22 protein-coding genes are annotated in these 22,419 nt (G+C 72.0%); 8 read left to right on the forward strand and 14 right to left on the reverse strand.

The features are described from left to right. Nucleotides 1-10 precede the first annotated feature (10 nt). Entirely contained in the window at nucleotides 11-685 is a 675-nt protein-coding gene (locus H295_RS0127655) for a response regulator transcription factor (protein ID WP_020138608.1), read from the reverse strand. Between the two features lie 442 nt (nucleotides 686-1,127). Between H295_RS0127655 and H295_RS0127660 the strand changes: the two genes are divergently transcribed. Then, on the forward strand, nucleotides 1,128-1,928 hold the full coding sequence (locus H295_RS0127660; RefSeq protein ID WP_078616762.1) for a VOC family protein: 801 nt from the start codon (nucleotides 1,128-1,130) through the stop codon (nucleotides 1,926-1,928). Nucleotides 1,929-1,993: 65 nt separating this feature from the next. Continuing rightward, nucleotides 1,994-2,710, forward strand: a complete 717-nt coding sequence (locus H295_RS0127665; protein ID WP_020138610.1) for a ribonuclease H family protein — start codon at nucleotides 1,994-1,996, stop codon at nucleotides 2,708-2,710. A gap of 10 nt (nucleotides 2,711-2,720) precedes the next feature. On the opposite strand, the gene H295_RS0127670 is transcribed toward H295_RS0127665, so the two are convergent. From H295_RS0127670 to melC1, 3 genes are all read right to left on the reverse strand, one after another. Continuing rightward, entirely contained in the window at nucleotides 2,721-3,173 is a 453-nt protein-coding gene (locus H295_RS0127670) for an SRPBCC family protein (RefSeq protein WP_020138611.1), read from the reverse strand. 81 nt (nucleotides 3,174-3,254) lie between these two features. Next, nucleotides 3,255-4,079, reverse strand: coding sequence for a tyrosinase MelC2 (gene melC2 / locus H295_RS0127675; protein ID WP_020138612.1), 825 nt, complete (start codon nucleotides 4,077-4,079; stop codon nucleotides 3,255-3,257). Nucleotides 4,080-4,111: 32 nt separating this feature from the next. After that, nucleotides 4,112-4,456 (reverse strand): apotyrosinase chaperone MelC1, encoded by a 345-nt coding sequence (gene melC1 / locus H295_RS0127680; protein WP_020138613.1) that lies wholly within the window; start codon nucleotides 4,454-4,456, stop codon nucleotides 4,112-4,114. A 334-nt stretch (nucleotides 4,457-4,790) separates the two neighbouring features. Here melC1 and H295_RS0127685 point away from each other — a divergent pair, with 334 nt between their 5' ends. The 3 genes from H295_RS0127685 to H295_RS0127695 all read left to right on the forward strand — a co-directional run bounded on the left by H295_RS0127685 (nucleotide 4,791) and on the right by H295_RS0127695 (nucleotide 8,178). Then, entirely contained in the window at nucleotides 4,791-6,023 is a 1,233-nt protein-coding gene (locus tag H295_RS0127685; RefSeq protein ID WP_020138614.1) for an FAD-dependent monooxygenase, read from the forward strand. A gap of 95 nt (nucleotides 6,024-6,118) precedes the next feature. Continuing rightward, nucleotides 6,119-7,597, forward strand: a complete 1,479-nt coding sequence (locus tag H295_RS0127690) for an MFS transporter (RefSeq protein WP_028809811.1) — start codon at nucleotides 6,119-6,121, stop codon at nucleotides 7,595-7,597. Further along, nucleotides 7,594-8,178: a TetR family transcriptional regulator gene (locus H295_RS0127695; protein WP_020138616.1), complete on the forward strand. Its 585-nt coding sequence runs from the start codon at nucleotides 7,594-7,596 to the stop codon at nucleotides 8,176-8,178. The genes H295_RS0127690 and H295_RS0127695 overlap by 4 nt, the downstream gene beginning before the upstream one ends. A 51-nt stretch (nucleotides 8,179-8,229) precedes the next feature. On the opposite strand, the gene H295_RS0127700 is transcribed toward H295_RS0127695, so the two are convergent. Beyond that, complete coding sequence (locus tag H295_RS0127700) at nucleotides 8,230-9,876, reverse strand: cholesterol oxidase substrate-binding domain-containing protein (RefSeq protein ID WP_234021697.1); 1,647 nt, start codon at nucleotides 9,874-9,876, stop codon at nucleotides 8,230-8,232. A 202-nt stretch (nucleotides 9,877-10,078) separates the two neighbouring features. Between H295_RS0127700 and H295_RS0127705 the strand changes: the two genes are divergently transcribed. Further along, nucleotides 10,079-11,062, forward strand: a complete 984-nt coding sequence (locus H295_RS0127705; RefSeq protein WP_020138618.1) for an aldo/keto reductase — start codon at nucleotides 10,079-10,081, stop codon at nucleotides 11,060-11,062. An 84-nt stretch (nucleotides 11,063-11,146) separates the two neighbouring features. Beyond that, nucleotides 11,147-11,632, forward strand: a complete 486-nt coding sequence (locus H295_RS0127710) for a DUF6328 family protein (protein ID WP_020138619.1) — start codon at nucleotides 11,147-11,149, stop codon at nucleotides 11,630-11,632. Here the strand turns inward: H295_RS0127710 and H295_RS0127715 are convergent. From H295_RS0127715 to H295_RS0127730, 4 genes are all read right to left on the reverse strand, one after another. Continuing rightward, complete coding sequence (locus H295_RS0127715; RefSeq protein ID WP_020138620.1) at nucleotides 11,553-12,239, reverse strand: DUF2238 domain-containing protein; 687 nt, start codon at nucleotides 12,237-12,239, stop codon at nucleotides 11,553-11,555. The two genes, H295_RS0127710 and H295_RS0127715, sit on opposite strands and share 80 nt — an antisense overlap. A 107-nt stretch (nucleotides 12,240-12,346) precedes the next feature. Next, the gene (locus H295_RS0127720) at nucleotides 12,347-12,784 is read right to left on the reverse strand and encodes an SsgA family sporulation/cell division regulator (RefSeq protein WP_020138621.1); all 438 of its coding nucleotides are present in this window, start codon (nucleotides 12,782-12,784) and stop codon (nucleotides 12,347-12,349) included. Nucleotides 12,785-12,845: 61 nt separating this feature from the next. After that, nucleotides 12,846-13,937: a hypothetical protein gene (locus tag H295_RS0127725; protein ID WP_020138622.1), complete on the reverse strand. Its 1,092-nt coding sequence runs from the start codon at nucleotides 13,935-13,937 to the stop codon at nucleotides 12,846-12,848. Between the two features lie 121 nt (nucleotides 13,938-14,058). After that, complete coding sequence (locus tag H295_RS0127730) at nucleotides 14,059-15,030, reverse strand: LLM class F420-dependent oxidoreductase (protein ID WP_020138623.1); 972 nt, start codon at nucleotides 15,028-15,030, stop codon at nucleotides 14,059-14,061. A gap of 105 nt (nucleotides 15,031-15,135) precedes the next feature. On the opposite strand from H295_RS0127730, the gene H295_RS0127735 reads away from it, so the two are divergent. Continuing rightward, entirely contained in the window at nucleotides 15,136-16,554 is a 1,419-nt protein-coding gene (locus H295_RS0127735) for a serine hydrolase domain-containing protein (protein WP_020138624.1), read from the forward strand. Nucleotides 16,555-16,587: 33 nt separating this feature from the next. Here H295_RS0127735 and H295_RS0127740 read toward each other — a convergent pair whose 3' ends face one another. The 5 genes from H295_RS0127740 to H295_RS0127760 all read right to left on the reverse strand — a co-directional run bounded on the left by H295_RS0127740 (nucleotide 16,588) and on the right by H295_RS0127760 (nucleotide 22,338). After that, complete coding sequence (locus H295_RS0127740) at nucleotides 16,588-18,228, reverse strand: serine/threonine protein kinase (protein ID WP_020138625.1); 1,641 nt, start codon at nucleotides 18,226-18,228, stop codon at nucleotides 16,588-16,590. Nucleotides 18,229-18,391: 163 nt separating this feature from the next. Next, the gene (locus tag H295_RS0127745) at nucleotides 18,392-19,351 is read right to left on the reverse strand and encodes a threonine/serine dehydratase (RefSeq protein WP_020138626.1); all 960 of its coding nucleotides are present in this window, start codon (nucleotides 19,349-19,351) and stop codon (nucleotides 18,392-18,394) included. A 98-nt stretch (nucleotides 19,352-19,449) separates the two neighbouring features. Next, nucleotides 19,450-20,424, reverse strand: a complete 975-nt coding sequence (locus H295_RS0127750) for a polyprenyl synthetase family protein (protein ID WP_020138627.1) — start codon at nucleotides 20,422-20,424, stop codon at nucleotides 19,450-19,452. Then, complete coding sequence (locus H295_RS0127755; protein WP_020138628.1) at nucleotides 20,421-21,461, reverse strand: tetratricopeptide repeat protein; 1,041 nt, start codon at nucleotides 21,459-21,461, stop codon at nucleotides 20,421-20,423. The genes H295_RS0127750 and H295_RS0127755 overlap by 4 nt, the downstream gene beginning before the upstream one ends. A gap of 199 nt (nucleotides 21,462-21,660) precedes the next feature. Next, a complete protein-coding gene (locus tag H295_RS0127760; protein WP_020138629.1) occupies nucleotides 21,661-22,338 on the reverse strand; it encodes an AIM24 family protein in 678 nt (225 codons plus the stop codon). Nucleotides 22,339-22,419: the final 81 nt, after the last annotated feature.

The following is a 22,419-nucleotide window of genomic DNA, read 5'->3' on the forward strand; positions in this document are numbered from 1 at the left end:
GAGGCGGACGTCAGGGATCGAGGCGGTAGCCGTAGCCGCGGAGCGTGGTGATCCGTGGTGCGGGGGCGGGGAGGCCTGCGAGTTTGCCGCGCAGCCGGTACACGTGCTCGACGACGGTCGCGGGCTGGTGCCAGGACGCGCCCCAGATCCGCTCCAGGAGCTGGTCCGCGGAGAAGACCCGGCCGGGCGCCCCGGCCAGCAGCTCCAGCAGGGCGAACTCCTTGGGGCGCAGCGTGAGCGGGATGCCGTTGACGGAGGCCTGCCGTGCGGCCGTGTCGATCGTCAGGGCGCCGGCCCGGACCACCGTCGGTGCGTCCGGGGGCTGCGAGCGGCGCAGCACGGCGTGGATGCGGGCGACCAGCTCCCGCTGCGAGAACGGCTTGACCAGGTAGTCGTCGGCGCCGATCTCGAGCCCCGCGACCCGGTCCGCCTCCGCGCTCCGGCCCGAGACGACGATCACCGGGAGCCGGCTCGTGGAGCGCAGCGCCCGCAGCAGTTCCAGTCCGCTGCCGTCGGGAAGACCGAGGTCCAGGACGGCCAGGTCGACACCGCTCTCGTACAGCACGGACTTACCGGCGCGGGCGTCCATGGCCCAGGTGACGGTGAATCCGGCCCGCTCCAGATAGGAACGGCACATCAGTGCGAAGTCGGGATCGTCCTCGATCAGGGCGAGGTGCGGGCGCATTCCCCCTCACCCGGCCCGCCCGGAACCCGCCCGTTGTGCCGCTGATGAGCGGGCGTTGATGCCCAGACCATGTGGTGAAGGTAGAACAGGAGACACCACGGTTCAAGGGGGGAGCCGCCCGGGGGAGTTCCGGCGCGGACACGTGCGGTGCGGGGATGTCGGCACCTGCGCACGTGTCCGCGCCGGAGCACGGACCCGGCCGGACCGGCAGACACGACGGCCGGAGACGCCGCCCGCTGACCGGGATCCTCCTGCTCGGCAAGACCGTCGCCCCGCGCCAGGCGGGGATCCCGTGCCCCTCGACACCCGCCGTCCCCGGCACCGGCCTGCGCGCTTCTCCGGGCCGCCCGTGCACCGGGCGCCCCGCTTCGACGCGCGCTCGGGCGGACCGGTGACTAGCGTGAGGAACCGGACCTGCCACCGATTCGGGAAGGCCGCGATCATGGCCGTACGACCTGAGGGAACCCCCTGCTGGGCCGATGCGATGTTCGGCGACGTCGAGGGAGCCAAGAGCTTCTACGGAGACGTCCTCGGCTGGACCTTCGGCGAGTCGTCGTCGGAGTACGGCAACTACACCCAGGCCTACGCCGCGGGGAAGGCCGTGGCCGCCGTCGTCCCGCCCATGCCCGGCCAGGAGGGGCAGTCGCAGTGGTGCCTGTACCTCGCGTCACCGGACGCGGCCGCGACCGCCGCCAGGATCCGTGAACACGGCGGCGAGGTGCTGATGGAACCCATGCAGGTGGGCGACTTCGGCACGATGTGCCTGGGCCGCGACCCGAGCGGGGTCGTCTTCGGTGTGTGGCAGGCGGGCGTCCACGAGGGGTTCGAGGCCCCGCCCGAGCAGCCGGGGGCGTTCTGCTGGGCCGAGGTCTACACCCGCGAGCCCGGGAAGTCCGACGCGTTCTTCCCGGCGGTGTTCGGCTACACCGCCAAGCAGATGGAGGACGACGCCATGGACTTCCGGATGTTCAACGTCGGCGACGACACCGTCCTCGGCCGCATGAAGATGGGTGACGAGTTCCCGCCCGAGGTCCCCGCGTACATCAACGTCTACTTCACCGTGGACGACTGCGACAACGCCGTCGCCCGCGCCACCGGGCACGGGGGCGTCCTGCGGTTCGGCCCGATGGACACCCCCTTCGGCCGTTTCGCGGCGCTCAGCGATCCGCAGGGCGCGAGCTTCTCGGTCATCGACGTGACGAGGACGCAGGGCGAGATCCCCAAGATCTCCGACGTGCCGTAGCCGCCCCGGGCCGGCCCGGACCTCGGCCGCTGTCGTCGCGGCGAGGACTGTCGTGCGCTCATGGCATGATCGGGCGCATGCGTGAACGACTGGTGGCCGCGTGCGACGGGGCTTCGAAGGGAAATCCGGGACCCGCGGCCTGGGCCTGGGTGCTTGCCGACGCGAGCGAGACCCCGGACCGCTGGGAGGCCGGCCCGCTCGGCAAGGCCACCAACAACGTCGCCGAACTGACCGCGCTGGAGCGGCTGCTGGCCGCGACCGACCCGGACGTGCCGCTGGAGATCCGGATGGACTCCCAGTACGCCATGAAGGCGGTCACCACCTGGCTGCCCGGCTGGAAGCGCAACGGCTGGAAGACCTCGGCGGGCAAGCCGGTCGCCAACCAGGACCTCGTGGTCCGCATCGACGAACTGCTCGACGGCCGCACGGTCGAGTTCCGCTACGTCCCCGCCCACCAGGTCGACGGCGACCCGCTCAACGACTTCGCCGACCGCGCGGCCAGCCAGGCGGCCGTCGTCCAGGAGCCCGCGAGCAGCGCCCTCGGCTCCCCGGTGCCACCGCCGTCGCCGGACACCCCGAAAGCCGACCGCCCCGCCCGGGCCAAGTCGCCCAGGCGGAGCGGTGGTTCGTCCTCAGGTTCGTCCGGTTCGTCCTCCCGCACGATCAAGGCCAAGTTCCCCGGCCGGTGCCTGTGCGGACGCTCCTACGCGGCGGGCGAGCCCATCGCCAAGAACGCCCAGGGCTGGGGGCACCCGGAGTGCCGTACGGAAGGGGCCGGTTAGCCCGCGGCGGTCAGATCACCGCCCCGCGCCACTCACCGGTCTCCCGGCCGCGCTCCTCGATGAACGTCTTGAAGCGCTCCAGGTCGCCCTTGGTCTGCCGCTTCACGAACCCGAGCTTGTCGCCGACCTTCTCGGTGATGCTGTCCGGGTGGAAGTCCATCTGGAGCATCACCTTGGTGTGGCCGTCGTCGAGCCGGTGGAAGGTGACTGCACCGGCCTGCTGGGCCTCACCGGCGATCGTGGTCCACGCGACCCGCTCGTCCGGGATCTGCTCGGTGATCTCGGCGTCGAACTCCCTGTGCACCCCGTTGACGTTGGTCACCCAGTGCGTGAGCGTGTCGGTCCGCTGCTCGATGCGCTCGACCCCGCTCATGAACTCGGGGAACGTCTCGAACTGCGTCCACTGGTTGTAGGCGGTGTGCACCGGCACGCCGACCTCGATGGATTCCTCGACCTGCGACACGGGTGAATCCCTCCTTCGTCCTCTCGGTGTGTACGGCGCGGGTACCGCACGCTCCGGAGGGCAAACCGGAGCAAGGAACTCCTATTCGGTGTCGAAGCTGTAGTGGCTCCTGTGGTCCAGAAGGTCGGAGGGCCGCACGTCGTTCCACGGCCGCATGGTCTCGTCGAGGTCGACGACATCCGGTGTGCCCGCGGCCGGCAGGTAACGGGAGTCCGGATGCCGCCGCTGCCACTGGGCCCACAGCTTGTCCACGTACGCGTGGTGCAGCCAGAACACCGGGTCGTTCGGGGAGACGCCGGTGGCCATCTGCCCGCCGACCCACACATGGACCCGGTTGTGCAGATTGACGCCGCGCCAGCCCTCCAGATGGTTGCGGAACCCGTCCGAGGCGCTGTTCCAGGGCGCCATGTCGTACGTCGTCATGGACAGCACCGAGTCCACCTCGGCGCGGGTCGGCAACTCCCGTACCCCGGCGCCGAGAGCGCGGCGGAGATACGTACGGCCGTCGACCCGCACGTTGATCGGCCAGTTGCCGCTGTCCGCGGCGAACGGGCCGTCCGTCACCCGCCCGTCCCGGCTGCGCCCGGTGCCGCCGAGGAAGTCGGGACCCCACAGCGAGGCACGGGGTGTGCGGTCGGTGCTCCAGTCCCAGTAGGGGAGCGTCACCGAGGGGTCCACCGACTGCAGGGCCTGCTCGAATTCGAGGAGGAATCTGCGGTGCCAGGGCAGGAAGGAGGGCGAACGGTGGCCGGTGCGCGGGCCGTTGTCGGTATCGGCCATGATGAAGCCGTTGTGCGTGGTGACGAAGGTGTCGTAGCGGCCGCTGCGCTTCAGCTCCAGGACGGCGGCGACGAACCGCCGCTTCTCGTCGGCGGTCAGGGTTGCCTGGTTCTTGCGGACGGTCATGTGCGGGTGCTCCAAAAGGGCTTACGGGGCGGTCAGTTGGCGGGGAACGGCAGCAGCCGTGCGCCCTGGAGCTCGTCGACGGCGGCGCGCGCGGCGGCGCGCGGGGTGGGCACCGGGTCGTAGTGGCTGACGACGCTGATCCAGGTTCCGTCGGCGTTCTGCATCAGGTGCAGCTCCACGCCGTCGACCGTGACGAGCCAGCCCCCGTGGTGACCGCCGGTGGACCGGCCCTGTATCCGGCGCCCCCGGTAGACCTCGTCGAAGGCCTGGGGGGAGCCGTGGTCGTGGCCCTCGGCGGACGCGCGCGGGGTGGCGACGGTCGCCGCGGCGAGGGCGGCCGTGGCGGTGAGCGCGGTACGGCGGGTGAGTTCCGGCATGCGGTGTACCTCCTGAGTTGACGGACTCCGCATGCCTATCGGCCCTGCCGAGAGCGGGAGAAATCGCTCGAGACGGGTTGGCTCTGATCCAGACAATTCCCTACATGTCGTAGAGCGTTGAACAAAGATGATCTTGCTGTGGAGAGGGCTTCCGGGAACCCGGACGGAGGAATTCCTTCGCCCGCCGACCCCGGATTCGATGATCCTTTGCGGGCGGAACCGCAGGCAGTGGCCCGCCTCACGTGCAGAAAGTGACGTGATCCGAAGCGCGGGTCCCACCGTCCCCGACTGCTACCCTGCGTTGCCAATCGACCGCTTTGGGTAATGACTAGGGGTGCGTGTGAAGGTCGCCTGCGTCGGCGGCGGGCCCGCCGGCCTGTATCTCTCGATCCTGCTGAAGCAGCAGGACCCGTCCCACGACATCATGGTCCACGAGCGCGACCCGGAGGGCTCGACCTACGGCTGGGGCGTGACCTACTGGCGGGGACTGCTCGACAAGCTGCACGCCCACGACCCCGAGTCGGCCCGCGCGATCGAGGAGGCCTCGGTCACCTGGACCGAGGGCGAGGCCCGGGTCCGTGACCTCGTCACCCGGCGCCCCAGCGACCTCGGCCACGGCATCGGCCGGCACCGCCTGCTGGAGATCCTCGTCGCACGGGCCCGCGCGCTGGGGGTCCGGGTGGAGTTCGAGCGCGGGATCACCGCCGCCGACCTCACCGCCGGTGACTTCGCCGAGGCCGACCTCGTCGTGGCCGGCGACGGCGTGCACAGCGCCCTGCGCACCGGACACGCCGACGACTTCGGCGCCGAGGTGAAGGAGGGCCGCAACCGCTACATCTGGCTCGGCACCGGCAAGGTCTTCGACTCCTTCACCTTCGCCTTCGTGGAGACCGAGCACGGCTGGGTCTGGTGCTACGGCTACGCCTTCAGCCCCGAGCGCAGCACCGTCGTCGTCGAGTGCGCGCCCGAGACCTGGACCGGTCTCGGCCTCGACCGGGCCGACGAGGCCGAGGGGCTCGCCCAGCTGGAGAAGCTGTTCGCCGACATCCTCGACGGCCACCCGCTGATCGGCCGCTCCGCGGGCTCGGGCCGTGCCCAGTGGCTGACCTTCCGCACCCTGACCAACAGGACCTGGCACCGCGGCAACCTGGTCCTGCTCGGCGACGCCGCCCACACCACCCACTACTCCATCGGCGCCGGCACCACCCTCGCCCTGGAGGACGCCATCGCCCTGGCCGACGCCCTGCGCGAGCACACCGACCTGCCGGAGGCTCTCGCCCGCTACCAGCGGCAGCGCACCTCGGAACTGCTCTCCGTGCAGAGCGCGGCCCGCTACAGCGCCCAGTGGTACGAGAACCTGACGCGCTACATCGACCTCCCGCCGGAGCGGATGTTCGCCCTGCTCGGCCAGCGGCACTCACCCCTGCTGCCCTATGTCCCGCCGCAGCTGTACTACCGGATCGACCAGGCGGCCGGCCGGCTGGAGGCCCTGCGCCGGTTCAAGCGCTGGCTCGGGCCGAAGCTCGCGCGCAGCGTGCACGCGCGGGAGCTGTCCTCCCGCAAGTAGCCGCCGACCGCGGAACAAGGTTGGGTGAATGGCGATTCACCGATAGAGTGAATGGTCATTCACCCGCTGCTTTCCCTGTCGAATGCGGAGTGCCGATGGACCAGCAGGGCCCGATATCCCCGCCACGCGGAACAGGCCCGCGCGCCAGACCGACCGTGCCGGTGCTCGCGATGTGCGGCACGCTCATGGCCGTCATGCAGACCGTGGTCGTCCCCCTGCTGCCCGACCTGCCCCGGCTCACGCACTCCTCCGCCGCGGCCGTCTCCTGGATGGTCACCGCCACCCTGCTGTCCGGAGCGGTCCTCACCCCGGTCCTCGGCCGGGCCGGCGACATGTACGGCAAGCGCAGGGTGCTGACGGCGTCCCTGGTCCTGATGACGGTCGGCTCGGTGATGTGCGCCCTGTCGTCCGACATCACCGTGCTCATCGCGGCCCGCGCCCTCCAGGGCGCCGCCGCCTCCGTGGTGCCGCTGTCGATCAGCATCCTGCGCGACGAACTCCCGCCCGAGCGGCGGGGTTCCGCCGTCGCCATGATGAGCTCCACCGTCGGCATCGGGGCCGCCCTCGGCCTGCCGCTGGCCGCGATGGTCGTCCAGTACGCCGACTGGCACACCATGTTCTGGATGACCAGCGCCCTGGGTGCCCTGGGCGTGACCGCCGTGACATGGGCGGTCCGCGAGTCGCCGGTACGACAGCCCGGCCGCTTCGACCTGTGGGGCGCCCTCGGACTGGCCGTGGGCCTGGTGAGCCTGCTGCTCGGGGTGTCCCAGGGCGGCCAGTGGGGCTGGGGGAGCCCCCGGGTGCTGGGCCTCTTCCTGGGCTCCGCCGCCGTACTGGCCCTGTGGTGGTGGCGCCAACTGCGCACCGAGCAGCCCCTGGTGGACCTGCGGCTCGTCACCCGGCCACGGGTGGGCCTGTCCCATGTGGCGGCCCTGCTCACCGGCTTCGCGTTCTACGCCAACTCCCTGGTGACGGCCCAGCTGGTGCAGGCACCGAAGGCGACCGGCTACGGACTCGGCCTGTCGATCGTCGCCACCGGCCTGTGCCTGCTGCCGGGCGGTGTCACCATGCTGCTGTTCTCACCGCTGTCGGCCCGTATCTCCACCGCCCGCGGCCCGCGCGTCACACTCGCCCTCGGCGCCGCGGTCATCGCGTGCGGATACGCGCTGCGCATCGCCGACAGCCGGGACCTGTGGATGGTCATCCTGGGTGCGACGGTGGTGTCCACCGGCACCACCCTCGCCTACTCGGCCCTTCCCACCCTGATCCTGCGAGCCGTCCCGGCCGAGCAGACGGCCTCCGCCAACGGCGTCAACGTCCTGATGCGCACCATCGGCCAGGCCGCCTCCAGTGCGGCGGTCGCCGCGGTCCTGGTGCACCACACCAGCCTCGTCGGCGGCGTTCCGGTGCCCACCCTGCACGGCTATCTGCTGGCCTTCGCGATGGCCGGCGCGGTCGCCCTCGCGGCCTGCGCGGCGGCCCTGACCATCCCCGGTGACTCCGCCCCCGAGGGCACCCGGGAGACCGGGGACCGTACCCGGGGTGCACGGGGCGGGGTGCGGGAGGGAGCATGAATGCCGTGAGCACGCCGCCCCCCACCGCCGCCCCCGCCCGCCGGGACGCCGAGGAGACGAAGGCCGCGATCCTCCGCGCGGCCCGTTTCCTCCTGGCCCGCACCCCGCACGCCGACATCACCCTGAAGGCGGTCGCCGACCGCGCCGGCGTCAGCCCTCCGCTGATCGTCAAGTACTTCGGCAACAAGGACACCCTGTTCGCCCGCGTCATGTCCTTCGAGTCCGACGCGGCAGCCCTGCTCGACGCGCCCCTGGACTACCTCGGCCGGCACATGGTCCGCCATGTCCTCACCAGCCAGCTCGAACGCGGCGCCGACCCCCTGCTGCGGATCGCCTTCGCCCCCGTGCAGGGCGAGCACGGCGACATCCTCCGGGTCAACTTCCGTACGCAGGTGGTGGAACGGCTCGCGGAACGCCTGACGGGCCCCGAGGCGGGCCTGCGCGCCGAACTGGCGGTGGGCACCCTGCTGGGCCTCGGCGTGATGTACGGCATCGCACGGGGCACCGAACTGCGGGCGCGCGCGGTGGAGGACGTGGTGGACCGCTACGCCCCGACCGTGCAGGCCCACTTGACGCCCTGAGCCGTGACGGCCCGTCCGGCGCGCCCTGAGCCACGCGGCCCGTCCGACGCCCTAGCGGAACAGCCGGTCCAGGAACGCGTTGCCGAACACGCGGTGCGGATCGAGCCGGTCCAGCACCCCGGCCGCGTGCCCCCACACCGCCTCCCCGAACGACCCCGGAATCGCCGTGCCGAGGACCTCCTCGTCCTCCCACACCGCGTCGTCCGTATAGGCCCACCCCTTGGACCACTCGACGCGCGTCCCGTCGTAGCCCTCGAACAGGAACTGCTCGATCTCCCGCAGGAAGGCCTCCGCGTACGGCGTCCCCGGCAGCGTGAGGATGTCCAGCCACACCGCCGTGTCCCGCTCGGGACGCGCCCCGTCCGGACGCAGCGCCGACAGCAGCGGAGCCGACGCCCCCGCCACCCCGACCTCGTCCGGATCGTCGAGCCCGGTCACCCGGATCTCGACGGTCCCGTTGACGGGGAAGCGTCCCCGGGCCGTGTACGCGGCCAGGCGCTCCCGGTAGAAGTCCGTGAACTCCGAGACCACCTGCTGCACCTGGTCCCGCGAGGTCAGGACCGCATAGCCGTTCGCGGTCACCCGGAGCGTGGTCGGTTTGATGTACAGCAGCGTGTTCTTCGACGGTCCCCAGATGTCCGCCGACAGCGTCGTGGTGAGCCCCACGGTCGCCACGTCCAGCTGCGCGTTCCCGAGCGCCGGCGCCAGGTACCAGGCCGCGTCCGACACCATCCGCCCGGCCAGATCGGCGACAAGCGTCGGCACGTTGTCGGAGAAGGGGTAGTTGTACGGCGAGGTCACGCGCCGTGAGGTCAGCGGCCTGGTGGGTGCCACGCTCCACACCTTCAGCCACGGGAACTCCGTGAAGGCGAACCAGATCGCCTCCACCCGCCCGGACTCCTCCAGGAAGCTCGCGAAGGTCCGCCCGTCACCCCCGGGAGCCGCGAACAGCTCCGCGGCCGGAATGTCGACCCGGCTCACGCACCGCAGATTGCTGTTCGCGCCGACCCGCAGCACGACCTCGGTGACGAAGGCCCGTCCCAGATGCGCGAGCAGGGCGGCGCTGTCGGCCTCCGCGCGGCCGAACTCCCGCAGGACGTAGGCCCCGCTGCCCTCGTCCCACACCACCGCCGTCAGCGACAGGACCCGGTTGCTGAGCGAGCCGTACGTCTGCCCCGGCAGCCGCTGCTCGCCGTGCGCCGGGACGGCCGTGCCGTGCGCGTCGACGGCGAGCGCCCCGCCCAGCGTGAGGTCGCCGGGCGCGGGCGCTGCGGTGACCCCGAGGCCGTGGCCCTCCAGGTAGGTCAGCAGCGCCTCCAGGGTGACGCCGGTGCCGGCCCGCACCGCGGAGGGGGAGTCCAGGGACAGGCCGGTGAGGTGGGATGCGGTGTCGACGAGGAGCACGGGCGCGTCCGAGGCCGTGCCCTCGGTGACCGTGAGGGGCGACCAGCCGTGCGAGGAACCCCGGGCGCGCACCCGCCAGCCGTGCCGCCAGGCCCAGTTGACGACCTCGACCACCTGGTCGGCGTCCGTCGGCGCACAGGCCCACAGTCCGTCGGCGGTGATCTCGCCGACCCAGTTCCGGTACGCCGAGCGGTGGAGGCCCACACCGGCCGGGAAGCCGGGCAGCTGCTCCGCCGCTGCCGCCGGATCCGCCGGCAGCAGAATCGGTACGGCGGCCAGGGCGGCGGCACTCATGAGGAAGCCGCGGCGGGACCAGGGGGGAGTGTTCTCGGGGTGGTTGCTCACGAAACGATCAGTCACGGGGCCACGCTAGGCGGATGTTGACACGTGCATGCCTTGCGTCGAAACCTGTCACCCGTGCGAGTGAACAATGCACGGGTCCCGCTCCGGAGCCACCGGTTCCGCGCAGGTCGGCGACAGATGACAGACTGACGCCATGGACGAGCGCACATTCGGCAGATCGCAGCAGCACGCATCCGTCATCGGCCTCGGCACCTGGCAACTGGGTGCCGACTGGGGAGACGTCGACGACAAGGAAGCCCTCGCGGTACTGGAGGCGGCGGCCGAGTCCGGCGTCACCTTCTTCGACACCGCCGACGTGTACGGCGACGGACGCAGCGAGCAGACCATCGCCGCCTTCCTGAGCGGTCGGCCCGATCTGCACGTGCTGGTCGCGACGAAGATGGGCCGCCGCGTCGACCAGATCCCCGAGAACTACGTCCTCGACAACTTCCGCGCCTGGAACGACCGTTCCCGCCGCAACCTCGGCGTCGACCGCATCGACCTGGTCCAGCTGCACTGCCCGCCCACCCCCGTCTACTCCAGCGACGAGGTGTTCGACGCCCTCGACACCCTCGTCGAGGAGGAGCGCATCGCCCACTACGGCGTCAGCGTCGAGACCTGCGAGGAGGCGCTGACCGCGATCGCCCGGCCGGGCGTGGCGAGCGTGCAGATCATCCTGAACGCCTTCCGCATGAAGCCCTTGCTGGAGGTGCTGCCCGCCGCGCGCGAGGCGGGCGTCGGCATCATCGCCCGCGTCCCGCTGGCCTCCGGCCTGCTGTCCGGCAAGTACACCCGGGACACCGTCTTCCCGGAGAACGACCACCGCGCCTACAACCGGCACGGCGAGGCCTTCGACGTCGGCGAGACCTTCTCCGGCGTCGACTACGCGACCGGCGTCGAGGCCGCCGCCGAGTTCTCCGCGCTCGCCCCCGAGGGCTACACCCCGGCCCAGCTCGCGCTGCGCTGGATCGTCGAGCAGCCCGGCGTCACCACCGTCATCCCCGGCGCCCGCTCGCCCGAGCAGGCCCGCGCCAACGCGGCCGCCGCCAAGCTGCCGCCGCTGTCCGAGGAGACCCTCGCGGCGATCCGCGATCTCTACGACCGGCGGATCAAGGACCAGGTCGAGAACCGCTGGTGAGACCCGCGCGGCTCCGGGACCCGGCCCGCCGTTCCCGGAGCCGCACTGCTGTTTGAACGATCAGTCACCGGATACCCGTAGCGCATGGTCGACACGGTGACACGGACAGGCCGCGACGAGACCGAGGACGAGCGCGCGGACCGCATGTGGGGCGAACTCATCCAGGAGATACGCGTCGCGCAGACAGGTGTGCAGATCCTCTTCGGCTTCCTGCTGACCGTGGTCTTCACACCGAAGTACGCCAACCTGGCCCACACCGACCAGGTCATCTACATCGTGACCGTGGTCCTCGGCTCCTGCGCCACCGGAGCGCTCATCGGACCGGTGTCCCTGCACCGCCTCGTCTCCGGGCGACGCATCAAGCCCCAGGCCGTGCGGATCGCCTCCCGCCTGACCTTCGTGGGACTGGTCCTGCTCCTGACGACGATGACCGCGGCCCTGCTGCTGGTCCTGCGGGTCGCCACCCACGACTCCTGGGTGCCCTGGCTCGTCACCGCAGTCGTGGCCTGGTACCTGCTGTGCTGGTTCGTTCTCCCGCTGTGGACCCGGCGCCGCTACACGACGGACTGAGCCTGTCGAGTTGCCGGTCGTGCGCACGGCTCAGGACGAGCACTGACACCGTGGCACCGATCAGCGCGCAGAACATGTCCCACTGGGTGTCCCAGACATCGCCCTGGGTGGCCAGGAAGGCGTCCGCCGCCTGGCCGCCGACCACCGCGGCCGCCCACTCCAGCATCTCGAAGACGGCACTGAACGCCAGACACGCGCACACCGTCAGCGGCGCCAGCCAGCGGCTGCCCCGCAGCGGTGAGGTACGGCTGAGCAACTCCCGCACCAGGACCGCCGGCACGAAGCCCTGCATCAGGTGGCCGAAGCGGTCGTACGGATTGCGGTCGAGCCCGAACGTGTCGCGCACCCAGTCGCCGAGCGGGACCTGCGCATAGGTGTAGTGGCCGCCCACCATCAGCACGAGCGCGTGCACCGCGAGCAGAGCGCACAGCAGGTCGGTGAGCGGGAAGCGGCGCCAGGTCAGCACGATCAGCGGCAGCCCGACCAGGACCCACACGGTCTCCAGGAACCAGGTGGTGCGGTCACGCGGGCCCCAGGCGGACAGGGCCAGCGCGGCGACCACGGCCCATGCGAGCAGAACGGGCAGCGGCCTTCGCACAGCGGTCATGAGGGCTCCTTCTCGTAGGAGCCCTCATCGTCGGGGGAACCCGCCGGCGGTGGCATGAGTACGGCTACTCAAGCGGGGTGCGTACCGGCCCGGTCCGGGACCCGGGCTCAGCCGCCCGCGATGACCGAGGCCAGGAAGTCGTCGACGCTGACCTCCTCCTGGCCCGGCGGCACGACCTCACGGGTCTCGCGCAGGAAGGCGGCCATCGCCGGCGCCCAGGCGTAGACCACCGCGTGCTGACGGCCCCCGTCGGAGCGGGCCTCGCCGTAGAACTCCATGCGCAGCTCCTCCCACACCCCGGTCGACACGGGGCTCAGCCGCACGTCCCCGACGCCCACCGGGCCGCTCAGGCCCTCGGCGAGCATCTCCCGGTCCAGCCGCCAGCGCGCCAGCACCCGGCCGTCATGACTGAACACGGCGGTGACAGCGAACGGGTCCGCCGCGTCGTACCCCAGGTGGGCGAGCACAGGACATCGGTCCGTGCCGCCCGCCCGGAGTTGCACGACGAGAGTCTTGTGCGCGGTCCTGCGGACGAAGGAGTTCACCTGGAGGCCTCCGGGGGAAACGGGGTAGAGCCCTCTAGTACCCCTCATTCGGCCAAGATGCTCAGCCGTCCGGGTGATTCCCCTTGGCGCCGCGCAGGGACGTGATGCAGGAGGCGATGGCGCGCTGGAGTTCCTCCAGCTGCTGGACCATGTCGTCCTCGTAGAAGTCCTGGGCGTCGTCGAAGGTCAGCTCCTCGAAGGCCTTGGTCGCCTTCTGGAGACTGCTGTAGAACTTCGTCCGCCGCTCCTGGACCCGGAGTTCGGGATCGGCCTCCACGGCCTCGGCGACGAGCGACTTCATGGTGTCGAAGGCCTCGGCCGCCCACTCGCCGGTGTCCTCGTCCTCCTCCAGCTCCGCGAGCAGCGACAGGTGGCGCTCGGCCTCCTCGCGCAGGTCCGCCGGGGCGTCGATGGTCTGCCCGGCCGGGGTCTTCACCTGGCCCGACTCGGCGATCTGCCGCACGTACCCGATCCGGTCGGCGGCCCGGCTCTCGGTGGCCACGGCCTTCTTCAGGTCGTCCGTGCGCACGACGTCCCTGGCCAGCGAGGCCTGGAGCTCCGGGTCCTCCTTGATGCGGTCGAGCAGCGCGCTGCGCGCGGCCCGGGCGGTGGAGGGGTCGGCGAGGATCGCGGCGCGCAGCGCGGTCGGGTTCTCGGCGACCTCCAGGGCCTTCGTCGGGCGGATGCCCTCGGCCTCGGCGGCCTCCGCGATGGCGGTGCCGCGGTCGGAGCCGGCGCTGCTGCGGGAGGAGTAGTAGCTCAGCCACACGTCCGCGTCCGGCAGCTCCACCTCCTGACCCGGGGACAGCGCCTCGAAGTGCGGGACCATCCCGTCGTCGGCGGCCCGGTCCCAGGCCTTGTAGTAGCGCATGACCCGTTCGGGGGAGCAGCCGGCGAGCTCGGCGAACTCCTTCGCGGACACCTTCGGCGACTCGTCCGCGCCCTGGCCGCCGGGCCGCACGCTGCGCGCCACCATCAGGCCGAAGGCCCAGCCGCCGGTGCGCGCGTACACCCCGAACTCACGGGCGTCCCGTGCGACGAGGTCGGACAGCGGGGCGGCGGACGGCGCGGCCGAGGGCTCCACCCAGATCTCGGCCGGTGGGTCGACCGGAGTCTCCGCGGGCGTCTCGGACGGGTCGATCGCTGTGGTCACGGGTGCTTCTCCTGGGCAGGTTCGGTCGGACCGCACAGGTGCGCGGCACCGCCTTCGGCCACGCCCTGTGCAGCTCGGAAGCCTATTGCACCCCCGGGTGCCGCCCCGGCAATCCTCCCGCTCAGGCGAACGCGTCGCGCAGGGCGGGCAGCAGGGTCTTCTCCGACCAGTCCAGGAACTCCGGCTGCGAGTCCCCGCCGATCTGCACCATCGCGATCTCGGTGAACCCCGCCTCCGCGTACGGCCGTACCGCCTCGACGAAGTCGTCCGGGTCGTCCCCGCAGGGGATCGACGCCGCCACGTCGTCGGGGGTGACGAACTGCGTGGCCGCCTCGAACGCATCGGGGTGCGGAAGCTCGGAGTTGACCTTCCAGCCGCTGCCGAACCAGCGGAACTGGGAGTGCGCCCGCTTGATCGCGGTGTCCCGGTCCGGGTCGTAGCAGACGGGCAGTTGGCCCACACGCGGCTTGCCCTCGCCGCCGTGCCGGTCGAACGCGTCGAGCAGGCCCGCCTTGGGCTCGGTCGCGATGACCAGGTCGGCGAGCCGCCCGGCCAGGGCGCACGACTGGTCACCGGAGACGGCGAGACCGATCTGCGGCGGCTCGTCCGGCAGGTCCCACAGCCGGGCCGACTCCACGTCGAAATGCTTCCCGCGGTGGTTCACATGACCGCCCGCGAAGAGCGCCCGGATGATCTCCACGGCCTCCTCCAGCATCTCGTGCCGTACGTCGGCCGCCGGCCAGCCGCCGCCCACCACATGCTCGTTGAGGTTCTCGCCCGAGCCGAGACCCAGCCGGAACCGGCCCTCGGAGAGCAGCTGCATGGTCGCCGCCTTCTGCGCCACCACCGCCGGGTGGTAGCGGAAGGACGGACAGGTCACATAGGTCATCAGCGGGATGCGCGAGGTCGCCTGCGCGGCCGCCCCGAGCACGCTCCACGCGTACGGCGAGTGTCCCTGCGACCGCAGCCACGGAAAGTAGTGGTCCGAGGTCACCGAGAAGTCGTAGCCGACCTCCTCGGCCCGCACGACATGGCTCACGAGGTCACGCGGCCCGGCCTGCTCGGTCATCATCGTGTATCCGATTTGCACCATGGGTTCCGGGTCCCCGCCGGCCGCCGGCGAAAACGGGTCTTCCACGGCTTCCCGATCTCCAGGGCCCCTCTCGATCAAGAGCGTGCAAGGGGGCAGGATGCCGACATGACTTCCCTGCCCACGAGCACCCCCGCAGCCCAGGGCGTCGACGCCGCCGGCATTCAGGCCTTCCTCGACGCCCTCGAATCCGACCCGCGCATCGAGCCGCACAGCCTGATGCTGCTGCGGCACGGCAAGGTGGTGGCCTCGGGCTGGTGGTCGCCGTACGCCCCGGAACGGCCGCAGCTCCTCTACTCGCTCAGCAAGAGCTTCACGGCCACGGCCGCCGGGTTCGCCGCGGCCGAGGGGCTGATCCGGCTGGACGACCCGGTGATCTCGTACTTCCCGGAGTTCGAGGCCGACGTCACCGACCCGCGCAGCCGCGCGATGCTCGTACGGCACGTGGCGTCGATGGCCAGCGGGCACGAGGCCGAGACGGTGGACCGCGCGCTGGCACGGGACCGTGACGAACTGGTCCGGGGCTTCCTGCTGATCCCGCCAGACCGTGACCCGGGCACGGTCTTCGCCTACAACCAGCCCGCCACCTACACGCTCGCCGCGATCGTGCAGCGCGTCACCGGACAGACGCTCACCGAGTACCTGCGGCCCCGCTTGTTCGAGCCGCTCGGTATCGGCGACACGGCCTGGATCCGTGACCGGACCGGCCGCGAGATCGGTTTCAGCGGTCTGCACGCCACCACCGACGTGATCGCCCGGCTCGGCCTGCTGTATCTGCGCGGCGGTGTGTGGGAGGGCGAGCGGTTGCTGCCCGAGTGGTGGGTGGCCGAGGCGACGCGCGCCCAGATCGCGCACGAGGCGGGTCCCGAGGGCGGCTGGCCGGACTGGCAGCAGGGGTACGGCTTCCAGTTCTGGATGTCCCGGCACGGCTATCGCGGGGACGGGGCGTACGGGCAGTTCTGTGTGGTGCTGCCCGAGCAGGACGCGGTGCTGGCGATCACCTCGGAGACCGAGGAGATGCAGCTGGTCCTGGACCTGGCCTGGGAGCATCTCCTCCCCGCCTTCGGTGCCGGGCCGGCGGCCGGCCGGGACGCGGCGGACACGGCCCTCGCCGAACGGCTGACGCGGCTCGCGCTGCCGCCGGCCGGGGGCAGGGCGGTCGCCGCGGAGAGCATCACCGTGTTCACCCCCGCCGGCGGCACCTGCACGGACCAACCGACCCTCGCCGCGGTCGAGGTGGGCCCCGGGGGCCGGGTGACCCTGGTCGACGACGGCGAGCGGCTGGAACTCGGGGACGGGCTCGGCAAGGACGGCTGGACGGTCGTCGACGAGCCGCTGCCCGTGGCGGTGAGCGGCGGCTGGACCGACGCGCGGACCCTCGCCGTCGACCTGGCCTTCCTGGAGACCCCGCACCATCTGCTGGTGACGTGCTCGCCGGACGACCGGACGTTCACCGCGCGCTGGCGCACCCGGCCCCTGCACACCGGTCCGCTGCGGCGGATGCGGGCACCGCGCGGGGCGGGGTGAGCAGCCGCGCAGCCGGAGGGCGGGCGGTACGGCTCAGTCCGTCGGCACCCGGAACGTGCTCAGGAAGGTCTTCAGCGCCTCCTGGTTCGCGCCCTCGTTCCAGTCGTCCGCCGGGGTCGTCCAGCGCAGTGAGTAGCCCTGGCCGTCGCCGATGAGGAAACCGCGGCCGAAGGTGCGCACGCGGGTGCCGTCGACCTCCTCGACCCACTGCATGTCGGCGGCCTCCCGGCCCTGGTAGGTCAACGCGCGGATGTCGCCCAGACGTTCGTAGCCGGGATGCTGCTCGAGGCCCGGCTCCACGTCGTCGCGCCACACGGCCACCGCGTCCGAGCCCACGGCCTTGCTGAAGGTGACGGCGAGCGTGCGCGGGTCGCCGGCGGCGCCGAAGGTGACGCGGTAGGCCAGGTCCTCCTGGCGCTTGGTGGCCAACGGCTTGAAGCCCTTGGGCAGCGCGAGGGAGAACCCTTCGGGGGAGTGGTACACGCGGAACCCGGCCGGCAGCCCGGTGCCCGCGGTGGCGGACTTGGTCGGCGTGGGCGTCGGAGTCGGCGGCGGGGCGGGGGACTCGTCCACGCGGTTCCCGGGCGTCGAGGCGGGCGAGGACGGCTCCGGGGAGACCGACGGAGAGGGCGGGGCCGGGGCGGGCGCGGAGGCCGAGGCGGACGGGGCGGGCGCCTCGCCGGTCGTAGCGGAGTCGCTGCCGGGCAGCGCTTTGGTGACCGTGAGGACGACGGCGGCCACCGCGACCACGGCCAGGGCGGTGCCCGCGATCAGGAGGCGGCTGCCGCGGCTCGGAGCCACGCCGGGCAGCCCGCGCAGCCGCTGCCTGGGCTCCTCGGGCGGTTCCGCACCCGGATCCTCGCTGAGGACCCTGAGCAGGGCGTTGCGCACGGCCCACCGGTTCAGCCGTTCCTGGGAGTTCTTGCGCAGCAGGGCCTGCAAGGTCGGGGTGAGCGGGCCCGCCCGCACCGGTGCCCGCAGCGGCAACCGGTCGACCCCCTTCAGGGTGGCCGCGGGACGGTCGCGGTCCCGGTAGGGCGGGCGCCCCTCCACCAGCGTGTAGAGGATCGCGCCGAGCGCCCACAGATCGGAGGCCGGGCCGATGCGCTCGTCACGGGCCTGTTCGGGGGAGGCGTACGAGGGTGCCGACAGCCTCGGGGCGAGGGTCGCGCCGGCCAGGCCGAAACCGGTGACCACGACCGAGCCCTGGTCGCGCACGAACACCTGGCCCGGGCTGAGTTCGCCGTGCGTGATGCCCTCGCCGTGAGCCGCCTCCAGCACCTCCAGCAGGTCCAGTCCCACGCGTGCCGCCCGTACCGGGTCGAGGGTCCCCTCCCGGGCGAGGAGTTCACCCAGCAGGATGCCGTCGACCGGTTCGGTGACCGTCCACAAGGCGCCTTCCTGCACCACGGCGTCGACGACCGTAGCGATCCGGCCGGGGGCGACCACCCGCATGGTCTTGGACATCCGCACGACGCCCCCGGCGGTGCGCAGCGCGGTCTCCTCGTCGGTGGAGGCGGGGAGCCCGATCTCGGTGAGCAGACAGGGGCGTTCGGTCGAGACGTCCTCGCCGTACCAGCAGATCCGGTTGGTCTCGCGATGCAGGACGTCCAGGGGCCGGTACCGTCCGGCGAGCAACTCGTGTGCGGAGACGTGCGCCTTGACCATGGTCATCCTTCGCTGAACCCCTGGCTCTCACCTTTCACAGAGGTACGGCGGGTGCGGCGGGGTCCGTTCAATCAATTCCCCAACCGGTGGAATCCGCTTTCTGGCCGGTCGCCACCCGGTCGACATCTGACTCAGAAGTCAGTGCAACGAACGGAGTCGGGCAGCTCCCTCAACGCAGTCCGAACCGCTCGGCCCACGTCATGACGTCGGTGGTGGTCGTGTTGCCGCCGCACACCACGAGACCCAGCCGGCAGCCGTCGCCGACCCGCTCCAGAACCTGCCGGGCGGCGGGCAGGAGACAGCCGGCCGCCGGTTCGCCCCACACCTTGGCGTGGTCGGCGAGGTCCAGGCAGCCCTGGACGGCCTCCCGGTCCGGCACCACGAGAACCTCGGTGACCAGCGCCGCCGCGTGCTCGTACGTCAGTTGTGAGACGGCGGGGGCGCTCAGCGTGGACACCACCGAGGACAGCGCGACCGGGACCGGCCCGCCCGCGGCGAGCGCCCGGGACATGGCCTCGGCGCCCTCGGTCTCCACGCCCCAGACCCTGACCCCCGGACGGCGGGCCTTCAGTGCCGCCGCGACTCCGGCGATCAGACCGCCGCCCCCGACGCTGACCAGGACGTCGGTGAGGTCGTCCGCGTCGTCGGCGAGCTCCAGTCCGACCGTGCCCTGTCCGGCGATCACCAGCGGGTCGTCGAAGGGGTGGACCAGCGTCAGCCCCTCGTCCCGCAGCAGGTTCACGAGCGAGAACGCGCCGTCCATGTCGTCCGTCAGCCGCAGTGACGCCCCGGCGGCCGCCACGATCTCCACGGACCGGGCGGGCGCCGACCGCGGCATGACCACCGTCGCCTTGACGTCGAGAGCGGCGGCCATGTGGGCGAGGGCGATCCCGTGGTTGCCGCCGCTGACCGCCACCACCCCGGCCGCCCGCTCCGCCTCGCTCAGCGACAGCAGCTTGGCGGTCGCCCCGCGCGCCTTGAACGAGCCGGTGCGCTGGAGCAGTTCGAGCTTGACGGTGACGGGAGCACCGAGCAGCGCGGACAGGCCGGGGCTGGGCAGGGTCGGCGTGCGGACGACGTGCTCGGCGATCCGCCCGGCCTGGCGCTCGATGTCCGTGATCCCGATCAAGACGGTGTTCCTTCCGAGAGAGGCCTTTTCGCACCCTGTCCCGACGGACGGCCGCCGGTCAACTCGGCGTGCGGGGCGTCAGACCGACGTGCGGGACGTCAGAGATCGCGTCGCAGCAGGTGGTCCAGGAGCGGCCGCAGGGCCTCCACCCTCTCGGCCGACGCCATGTGACGGCGCGCCTCGGCCAGTGCGGCCGCCCTGCCGCCGCACTGCTCGACCAGGGCCGCGACCTCCTCGGGATCGGCGTCCGACGAGAGGAGCCGGGCCAGGCGCGCCGCGGCAGGGGTCGGCGCGGCAAGCGCGGCCAGGACCGGGAACGTCTTCTTCCGCTCCCGCAGATCGCCGTGCACCGGCTTCCCGGTGACCAGGGGATCGCCCCAGATGCCCAGGACGTCGTCCACGATCTGGAACGCCACCCCCAGGTGCCGTCCGGCCCGGTCCAGCGCGGCCACGTCGGCGGCCGGCGCCCCGCCGAGCAGAGCGCCGAGCGCGGCCGCGCAGCCCAGCAGTGCCCCGGTCTTGCCCTCGGCCATGACCCGGTACTCCTGCGTACCGACCCGCTCCGGGCCCCGCCAGGGACGCGTGGCGAACAGCAGGTCGTCGGCCTGACCGCGGACCAGGTCCCGGAGCGCGGTGGACAGCAGACGCACCGCCCCGGCGCCGGAGTCGGCCAGGGTCTCCACGGCCAGGGCGAACAGGGCGTCGCCGGTGAGGACGGCCGGGCCCGTGCCGTACGCCTTCCACACCGTGGGACGGCCGCGGCGGGTCGGGTCGGCGTCCATGATGTCGTCGTGGAGCAGGGAGAAGACGTGCACCAGCTCCACGGCGACGGCCGCGGGCACCGCCACCTGCGCGGGCGCGCCGGCCGACTCGGCGCCCAGCACGGCCAGTGCCTGGCGTACGCCCTTGCCGCCGGACGCGTCGGCCGGGGTGCCGCCGACCTCGCACCAGCCGAAGGAGTAGGCGGCCATCTCCCCGACCCAGGGGTGCAGCCGTCCGACGGCTTCCCGGAGCGCGGGCCGCACCAATTCCTGGCAGCGGGTGAGGACTTCGGGTGCGGTCAGGGTCGTCACCGTACCGCCTCCGCCCGCACACCGAACTCCTCCTGGGCCCGCGCCACCATCTCCCGGGCATGCCGCAGCCCGGTCCGCTCCAACAGCCGGGCCAGATCGTCCAGTTCGGCCGCCGTCTCGGCCCGGTCGCGGCCCAGGCGGGCCAGGGACTTGACGAGCCCCAGTCGCGCCAGCGCCTCCCCGCGCGGCTCGCTCATGGCGCGGAACTCCGCCAGCGCCTCCTCGTACAGCTCGCGCGCCTCGGCGTAACGCCCGGCCCGGTAGAGGACGTTGCCGCGCATCTTGTGGTTGTAGGCCAGCGCGCTGGAGAGGTTCATCGCGCGGCAGGTCGACTCCGCCTCCGACAGCAGGGTGAGGGCCCGTTCGGTGTCGCCGTCGCGCACCGAGGCGAGGTCCGCGAGCCCGCGCAGTGCCCAGGCGTGGCCGCGCCGGTCGTCGGCGTCCGCGGCGATCCGGGCGGCCTCCTCGAACATGGCGAACGCGGTGTCGTAGGACCCCGTGTTGCGGTGCATCTGCGCGATGCCCGACAGCGCCCACACCGTGTGCCGGGCCTCGCCGCGCCGCCTGGCCTCGGCCAGCAACTGCTCGTGCAGCCTGCCGACCGCCTCGTAGTCGCCCTGGATACGGCCGGTCTCGGCCAGCCCCGCGAGCGAGTAGCCGCGCACGACGACGTCCCCGCCGCGCTCGCCGAGTTCGGCCGCGAGCGCCAACAGCCTTCGTGCCAGGGCGAATTCACCGCGCTGCCGGGCCAGGGTGCCGCCGCTCCACAGCGCCCACGCCCGCCCCGCGGTGTCGTCGGCCCGGCGGGCGGCCCGGTAACTGGCCTTCCAGGCCAGGTCGGCGTCGGCGATCCGCCCGAGCCTGCGTTGCGCCTCGGCGACCGCGAGCCCGGAACGCGCCGCCTCACCGTGCCGCCCGGCCCGCTCGGCCGCTCTCAACTGCTCGATGCCGGCGGCCAGTACGTCGTCCAGCGAGGAGTTCACGGAGAGGGAGGTGAGGGCGCCCTGGTACTCGGGGGCGAATGCCTTGCCGTACATGCATGCCTTTCCGTCGGTATACACCCCATCTATACATGCCGCGTATACATGGTGCGTATAGTGCGTCGAAAGTGAGCCCCGGCCCGGGGGCCGGGGCTCACCTGTTGCCGATCAAGACGTGGACGGAGCCGGACCGGTTGCCTGTGAGGCGCAGATCACCGTGTGAGGTGTCGGAGCCGAAGCACCGTGTGCCGGGGCGTCAGTGCTGCTGCGCCTTCTGCGGGGTCGCCTCGCTCGGTCGTACGACGACATAGCCCGACCCCTGGAGCATCAGCTGCACCGCCTCGCCAGAACCGCCCCGCAGCATCGAGCCGATGGACTGCGAACGGTGCAGCGAGGTGCCCAGGCCCGCGGTCCAGCCGACCACCGCGTCGGTGTCGACGTACACCGGGAACTCGGGGGATACCGGGATCACCAGCGGATTGCCCTCGCAGACCAGGCCGAGCCTGCCGTGGCCGGTGAACACGCTGTTGAAGAGACCTCCTCCCGCGATGCCCGCGCCCTTCACGGTCGAGATCCGGTACGCCAACGAGGCGTCGAAACACAGGACGTTGCGGCCGTTGACCGTGAACTCGTCCCCGGGTTCCACGTCGACGATGAAGCAGTTCTGCGCCTCGTGCGCGAACCAGGCCTCGCCCTGGCCGCGCACCGCCATCAGGGGCAGTCCCTCACCGGTGACGGCCCGCTTGAGCATGCCGCCGACGCCCTGGCCCTTGCGCTCGAACTGGAGATTGCCGCGGTAGGCGACCATCGCCCCCTGGCGGGCGAGCATCTCGCCGTGCACCGCGTACCGGATGCACTTCGCGTTCTCGACCGTCATGCCCGGCGCGGTGGCCGGCTGCACCATGTGCTCACTGGAAAAGAGGTCACCCTTCATGAGGGCATCCTGGCCCGGAGCGCTTCCCTCCGCCAAGATCCCGTCCGGTGCGGGAAGTTCTGTGCCGGAAGTCCGGTGCGG

This window comes from Streptomyces sp. 351MFTsu5.1, assembly GCF_000383655.1.
In the GTDB taxonomy this organism is placed as follows: Bacteria; Actinomycetota; Actinomycetes; order Streptomycetales; family Streptomycetaceae; genus Streptomyces; species Streptomyces griseorubiginosus.